The 6,535-nt window shown below is 63.7% G+C and carries 4 protein-coding genes and 1 tRNA gene; 1 reads left to right on the top strand and 4 read right to left on the bottom strand.

What is annotated here, in order from left to right; translation table 11 throughout:
• Positions 1 to 100: 100 nt before the first annotated feature.
• A complete protein-coding gene (locus tag NKJ12_RS23880; RefSeq protein ID WP_352690001.1) occupies positions 101 to 1,207 on the bottom strand; it encodes a pyridoxal phosphate-dependent aminotransferase in 1,107 nt (368 codons plus the stop codon).
• Between the two features lie 154 nt (positions 1,208 to 1,361).
• On the bottom strand, positions 1,362 to 2,570 hold the full coding sequence (locus tag NKJ12_RS23875) for a porin (RefSeq protein ID WP_352705429.1): 1,209 nt from the start codon (positions 2,568 to 2,570) through the stop codon (positions 1,362 to 1,364).
• A gap of 449 nt (positions 2,571 to 3,019) precedes the next feature.
• Between NKJ12_RS23875 and NKJ12_RS23870 the strand changes: the two genes are divergently transcribed.
• Positions 3,020 to 3,110 (top strand) — tRNA-Ser (locus NKJ12_RS23870).
• Positions 3,111 to 3,161: 51 nt separating this feature from the next.
• Here the strand turns inward: NKJ12_RS23870 and NKJ12_RS23865 are convergent.
• Together NKJ12_RS23865 and NKJ12_RS23860 are read right to left on the bottom strand one after the other, a co-directional pair.
• Positions 3,162 to 4,055 (bottom strand): alpha/beta fold hydrolase, encoded by an 894-nt coding sequence (locus NKJ12_RS23865; RefSeq protein WP_352705427.1) that lies wholly within the window; start codon positions 4,053 to 4,055, stop codon positions 3,162 to 3,164.
• Between the two features lie 319 nt (positions 4,056 to 4,374).
• The gene (locus tag NKJ12_RS23860) at positions 4,375 to 6,414 is read right to left on the bottom strand and encodes a lytic transglycosylase domain-containing protein (protein WP_352705443.1); all 2,040 of its coding nucleotides are present in this window, start codon (positions 6,412 to 6,414) and stop codon (positions 4,375 to 4,377) included.
• Positions 6,415 to 6,535: the final 121 nt, after the last annotated feature.

Here is a 6,535-nt window from a genome sequence, read left to right as displayed (position 1 = left end):
AGGGGGCGGAGCTCACAAAGACGAGCGAAATCCCTGCGATCCCGCCCCATCCAAACATCCCCGGTTACTGCGCAACAGGCCCACATAGGGCGAAGGCTCTTCAGTTCCCCCGTGCTGCCGCCAGTGCGCCGGGCAATTCCTCGGCAAAAATGTCGAGCTCGTGGTCGAGGCCGACGCTGACCCGGATGCAGCGATCGAGCACCGGCACCATCGGCTTGCGGATGAAGACGTCGCGCGACAACAGCGCCCGCAGCACCTTCAGCGCGAAGGCGCCGTCGCGGCCGCAATCGATGGTGACGAAATTGGTCGCCGAAGCCAGCGGCTTCAGCCCGTTCGCCTCGGCTGTTCCGGCAATGCGTCGGCGGCCGGAGGCGACCCGCGCCACCACGCTTTCCAGCCAGGCTTGATCGGCAAGCGCCTCGACGCCGGCGATCTGCGCCATGCGGCTGACGCCGTAGTGGTTGCGGATCTTCTCGAAGTCGCGAATCACCTGGGCCTCGGCCACCGCGTAGCCGCAGCGTATGCCGGCCAGCCCATAGGCCTTGGAGAAGGTGCGCATGCGGATGACGTTCGGCCGCGCCACATCGATTGGCGGCAGCGCTGAGGCTGGCCCTAATTCGCCATAGGCCTCGTCGAGCACCAGCATTGTGGTTTCCGGCAAGGCCTCGATGAAGCGGCCGAGTTCGGCGGCTTCCCACCAGCTGCCCATCGGATTGTCCGGGTTGGACAGGTAGACCAGTGGCGCCTTCTCCCTGGCGACCGCAGCCAGCAGGCCGTCGAGGTTTTCCCGATCGTTCTCGTAGGGCACTGCGACCAATCGGCCGCCGACGCCGGCAACATGAAAGTTGAAGGTCGGATAGGCGCCGAGCGAGGTCACCACCGCGTCGCCGGGCGCCACATACATGCGCGCAACCAGGCTGAGCAGCCCGTCTATGCCTTCGCCGACGACGACGTTTTCGGCGCCGACGCCGAGATGCCTGGCTACGGCTACCTTCAAATCGTGATTATCGGGGTCGCAATACATCCACATGTCGCCGGCAATCCCGGCCATGCGGGTAACGACGCGCGGCGAAGGGCCAAAGCTGCTCTCATTGGCCCCGATGCGGGCGCGAAAGGCGCGGCCGCGGTCGCGCTCCTGCGCCTCCGGGCCGACAAACGGCACCGTGGAGGGAAGCGCTGCGATGAGCGGTGTAAGGGGAGGGCGCATGGCAAAGGCTCGTTAAAAAAGGGGCCTTCTTGCTAGCCTGCCGGCTTGGCCTGCGCAAGTTCCGCGGCAGCCTTGAAATGTGGCAGCCGGCGAATGGCTCAAAGAAAAACCCGGCGGTTGCCCGCCGGGTTCAATATTGGTCAGGTCGAACTTATTAGAACGAGCGCTGGAAGCGGAGGAGGCCGCCAATGCTGTCCTTCTTGTCCGCACTGGTCCAGTTGACGTTGGTGAAGCTGGCCGGATCGTTAAACCGCCCGTAGTGGTCCCAATCGACTTCGGCGGTGATCGTCAGGCCAGGAACGATGTCGTAGGCGATGTTCGCCGCGACGGCATAGTTCTTGTCGTCGTCAGCGGAAGCCTGCACGTTGAACGAGGTCTTCTCGTTGAACTTGTAGGTGCCGCCACCCCAAACCGCCCAGTTGCCGCCCCACTGCTTGTAGAAACCACGGCCATTGGCTGGGACAAAGTTGCCCGGGTCATTGAGGTTATCGTCAGTGCCGTAGCCCGCCATGATGAACAGCGACAGCGCGTCGGTTGCATTCACGTCCAAACGAACCTTGCCGGCCACTTCTTCGTAGTTGCTGTCGTAGGCGATGACGCCGGTGATCGCGCCCCAGCCCTGCGTCCACTTCAGGCCGCCGACGACATGCGGAACGTAGCTGTCGATGGTCCCAACGCGGCCCGCGCCCTGCTCGAGCGAAGCCACGGCCGAGAAGCCGTTGCCGAAATCGAAGTAGTACTGGACGACGTTGGTGTCGAAATCACCGTAAGGAACCAGCGTATCCTGGATGACGCTGCCGGCGTAGCCGATGAACGTGTTGAAGGCCGATTCGTCCTTACCGACGCGCAGGCCACCGAGCTGGATCCAGGCGAAGTTCAGCGAAACGCCCTTGTTTTCGGCGTCATTTCTGACGATGGTCGTGACCGGCAGCAGCGGACCCTCGGGGCCGTCCGGATCGGTGGTTGTGGTGCTAACGTGACGGTTGCGGTTGCCGAAATTGAACCGGGTCTCGGTGTAGGTCTTCAAGGTGCCGAGTTCGGTTTCCTGAGCGGTCCAGGTCTTCAGGTTGAAGCGGGCGTTCTTGGAGTAGGTGTCCTGGATATCGCCATCTTCGTGATCGAAATTCTCAGCACCGTCGAACGAACCGACGTCGCCGATGCCGATGTCGTAGCGGACATAGCCGCCGATGCGCAGGCAGGTTTCGGTGCCGGGGATGTAGAAGTAGCCAGCGCCGTAGACGTCGCAGATCTTGACGTATTCAGCGGGTTCCGGCTCGGCGACGACGACGGCGTCGGCGGCGCGCGCACCGGATACTGCGATCAGCGCCGCAGCGGAGCCGAGAAGCAGGCTCTTGATGTTCATTTTCTGACCTCCAGTCAAAAGTTAAAAAACGGGTCTGGGTATTCTTTGCTGAAGGACAGCGTTCCCTGCCCCATCCCCACTACCGAAAAAGATGCGCACCGCGCCGCTCCTTCAAACCCGACATTACCCATGAGGCGGCGTCGTTCAACCACGATCGTACCGGCAAAAGGTTTGTGGTGGCGCTATCGCCGAGCGTTGTTGCACAAATGACACGATTTGGCCTCACTCCGAAAGCTCCCATTAACTATCGGGCCCCGGCAACCCCGCATTCCAGCCAATTCCGGCAATGGCCCGCTCAAACTGTGACCATGCGCCGACTCAACAGCCAGGGAATTGCCGCGGAATCGCCGCAAGCCACAGGTGGCATTTTGGCGGAAGCCCGATTTTTCGACGATAGTGACACCAGCTTGTTGATTGTGGCGGCGCTTTTCTTTATCCACCGGCGCAACGGAGAGGTGGCCGAGTGGTCGAAGGCGCTCCCCTGCTAAGGGAGTAGAGGTCAAAAGCTTCTCGTGGGTTCGAATCCCATCCTCTCCGCCACCGCTCAAAGTCGGTGCAGCACTGCCCAATAAATTCCTCAGTTCTCGAGCTTTACTTCCAACCGCGCAGCCGCTCCGCCCGCTCGAAAAAACCAGCGATCCTGCCCGGCAGGATCCCGGACTCCAAGAACGGTGCATGCCCCTGGCCGTCGACCGTGATCGTTTCGATGTCGGCATGGCGCGTGCGCATCTGCTCGAGTGTTTCCGCGGACAGCAGCTTCGAGTTGGCGCCGCGTATGACGAGCATCGGGACCGCCGCCAGCGCGTCGAACTGCGGCCACAGATCAGGCACCGGCTGAGTGAGGTCTAGGCCCGCCAGCGTGTCGACCAGTTTCGGGTCGAAGTCGGGCAGAAATCCCTCCTTGGTCTCGCGGTAGAGGGCTGACGCCATCCGCTCCCAATCCGCATCGGTCAGCGCCGGAAAATCCGCGCCATGGATGCTGCGCAGGTCGCGGACCACCTCGGCGTACGTCTTCGGCCTTGGCATGGGGTTGAGATAGGAGCGGATATGGGCGAGACCTTGCGGCTCGATCACCGGGCCGATGTCGTTGAAGACGATGGCCTTCAGCACGGCCGGCCGCATCGCCCCGAGCACGTGGACGATCAGTCCGCCGCGCGACGTGCCGATGAAGGCAGCCTCCTCGATGCCGAGTGCTGCCAGCCCGGCGAGAATATCACCCGCTTCGGTGCCGACATTGTAGTGGCCGATATCGGCATCGTAGGCGGACTGCCCGCGCCCGCGATAGTCGAAAGCGACGACCTTGCGCTTCGCCCGCGTCGACAGATAAAGCGCCAGCTCGTGGAAATCACGGCAATTGCGGGTCAGGCCGGGCAGGCAAACGACTGGCCAATGGCCGGAATTCGCTTCGCCGTAGATGCGGGCGTGCAGGGACAGCCCGTCCGGCGCGGCGTAGAAGAAATCGGAAAAACCCTGCTCGATTGCCATATGGACCGCTTCCTCGCAGTTGCCGGATCGTTCCCGACTGCTACAGGCGAGGGCAGGGGTGGTCAAATCGAAGCGTCGGCGCTGAGAATCTTCGAGATGTCGGCGGGACAGCGCCCCCTCTGTCCTGCCGGACATCTCCCCCTCAAAGGACCCTCAAAAGGGGGGAGATCGGCCATCATCTCCGTTTTCGATAACATCCCAAGTTGCAGAAAAGTACCCCTCAGCGAAGCTGCCAATCTCCCCACTAGAGGGGGAGATGTCCGGCAGGACAGAGGGGGGCGCGAAGGATCGCAGCCTGACTTGGCTTGAAGCCCGGTCGTCACCCCCGGCCGTTCACCAGATCCCCGACAATGTCGTATTTGCCGGAAATGCGCATCTTGTAAACCTCGTAATTCTCCATCACGCGCTGGACGTAACTTCTTGTTTCCGTATAGGGAATTCGCTCGATCCAGTCGACGATGGCGTCGACGTCCTTGCCGCGCGGATCGCCGTATTTCGCCACCCACTGGGCGGCGCGGGTGGGGCCGGCATTGTAGCCTGCGAAGGTCAGCACGTAGGAGCCATCGAAACGGCCGAGCTGCTCGCCGAGAAAGGCAGCGCCCAGCGTTGCATTGTAGCCGGCATCGGTGGTCAGCCGGGCCTGAGAAAATGTCATGCCGGCCTTCTTCGCCAATTGCTTGGCGGTGCCCGGCATCAGCTGCAGCAGTCCGCGCGCGCCGGCGCTGGAGACGGCGCCGATGTTGAATTCGCTTTCCTGCCGGGCAATCGCATAGGCCAGCGCCTTGCCCGAGCCGGAGACGTTGGCGGTGTCGGGAATTACGCCGAGCGGATGTGACAGCGCGCCGACGTCGATGCCGCGGGCGCCGGCGATCTTGCCGACCTTCAGCGCCATGAAATGGTTGCCTTGTCTTTCCGCCAGCGCCGCAAGCAGCGCAAGTTCGCCAGGGCTGTTCAACTGCCCGGCAAGGTCGCGGTAGAGCGTTTCGGCGTAGCGGTCATAGCCGGCCTCCTGCAGCCGCTTGATGGCGCTGACCGCCTCGCGGGTGGCAAAATTCCGGCGGTCGGCGGCACTTGGCTGGGGGTAGACGATGTTGAGGGTCTGCCGGCCGACGCGCTCGCCGGCGAGCTGGCCGTAAAAGGTCGTGCCGTAGCTGGCGGCGCGGCTGAAATAATCCTTGGCATTGCCAGGCCCGCCGACTTCGGCGGCGCGGCCGAGCCAGTAGTAAGCGCGCGACAGCGACATCGGCCCCTGGGCGAGCTCCGCGATTCGCGCAAAATGCTTGGCGGCGGTGGCGGGATCGTTGAGGCCGCGCAGCGCGTACCAGCCGGCGTGGAATTCCGCCTCGGCGGCATTGGCGGCACTTTCGGCGGCGTGCGCGGCGACTATTCTGTAGGCGGTCTTCATGTCGCCCTGGTCGACCAGCTCGCGCGACAGCACCCGGCGCTCGACCCACCAGGCGTCCGGATCGACCAGCGCGTCACGGTCGCCCGGCGCTTTCATCACCAGCGCGGCGGCGTCGGAAAATTTCTGCTGCTTGCGCAGATATTCGGCTTCGGCAAAGAGATAGCCGGCCGCCCGCTGCGCTGTCGGCACCGCCTTCAGCAGCTTGGCCGCGTTCTTGTCGCCTTTGGTGACTGCCGCCCAGGCGTCGGCCAATTGCTGGGCGCCGGCGAGACCGGCGACGCGCAGCGCCGAAGCGACCCGGTCGGCATAGAACATGCGCTCCATGCGGAAGCGATGGTCAGCGGCCGGGATCAGCGCGCCGAACTCGCGGATGACCGCCGCCTCGTCCCTGGCTTCGAGCTTTTCGGTGCGCCAGAATGGCGACAGCACCGAGCGCGCCGCCTTCGTATCGCCCAGCGCTACATAGGAGCGGGCCAGGATCACCACGCCTTCGAAGGTCAGCGGCTGGCTGCCGTCGAACGCCCGCACCACGACATGTGGCGCGGGGTTCTCGCGATAGAGCGCGCGCTCGCTGTTCTTGCGCAAGGCGATCGTGCCCGGCCAGTTCGGCAGCATCTTCGCGGCATCGGCGATGTCGCCGCTCGGCACCTGGTCGCCGCCATAGAGCGCTATCGCCCAGGCAAGGATGTGCCGATCGAGCGATTTGGCCGGCAGCGCCTCGCGCACCTGGCGCGCGCGCTGAATGTCGTTTGCCGCCAGCGCGTCGAGACCGCTCTTCAGCATCGCAACGCTGGCGGACGGCGACGGGGACTGCGGCAGCGCATCGTTGTCCGGCGCCGTCATCGGGATCGCCGACGTGACCCGCATATCGACGCTGCCGCCGATCGCCGCGCCGGGTATCAGCGCGACGATCGCGCCGAAAAGCGCGAAAAGATGAGGCCGCCTGGCCGGCATGGATCTGGTCATTTCCTGTTCTTCGACGTTACAACAGGCACAGTTGAACCGAAGCCTATTCGTCGGTGGTGAAGGGCCCGTAAAGAAAATCTTATTGAGGTCGTTCGAATTGCGATTGCCG

The sequence above is a fragment of the Mesorhizobium sp. M0195 genome, from assembly GCF_040322115.1.
In the GTDB taxonomy this organism is placed as follows: Bacteria; Pseudomonadota; Alphaproteobacteria; order Rhizobiales; family Rhizobiaceae; genus Mesorhizobium.
Note: the sequence above shows the minus strand (reverse complement) of the source record. Positions and strands in the feature narration are given on the sequence as shown.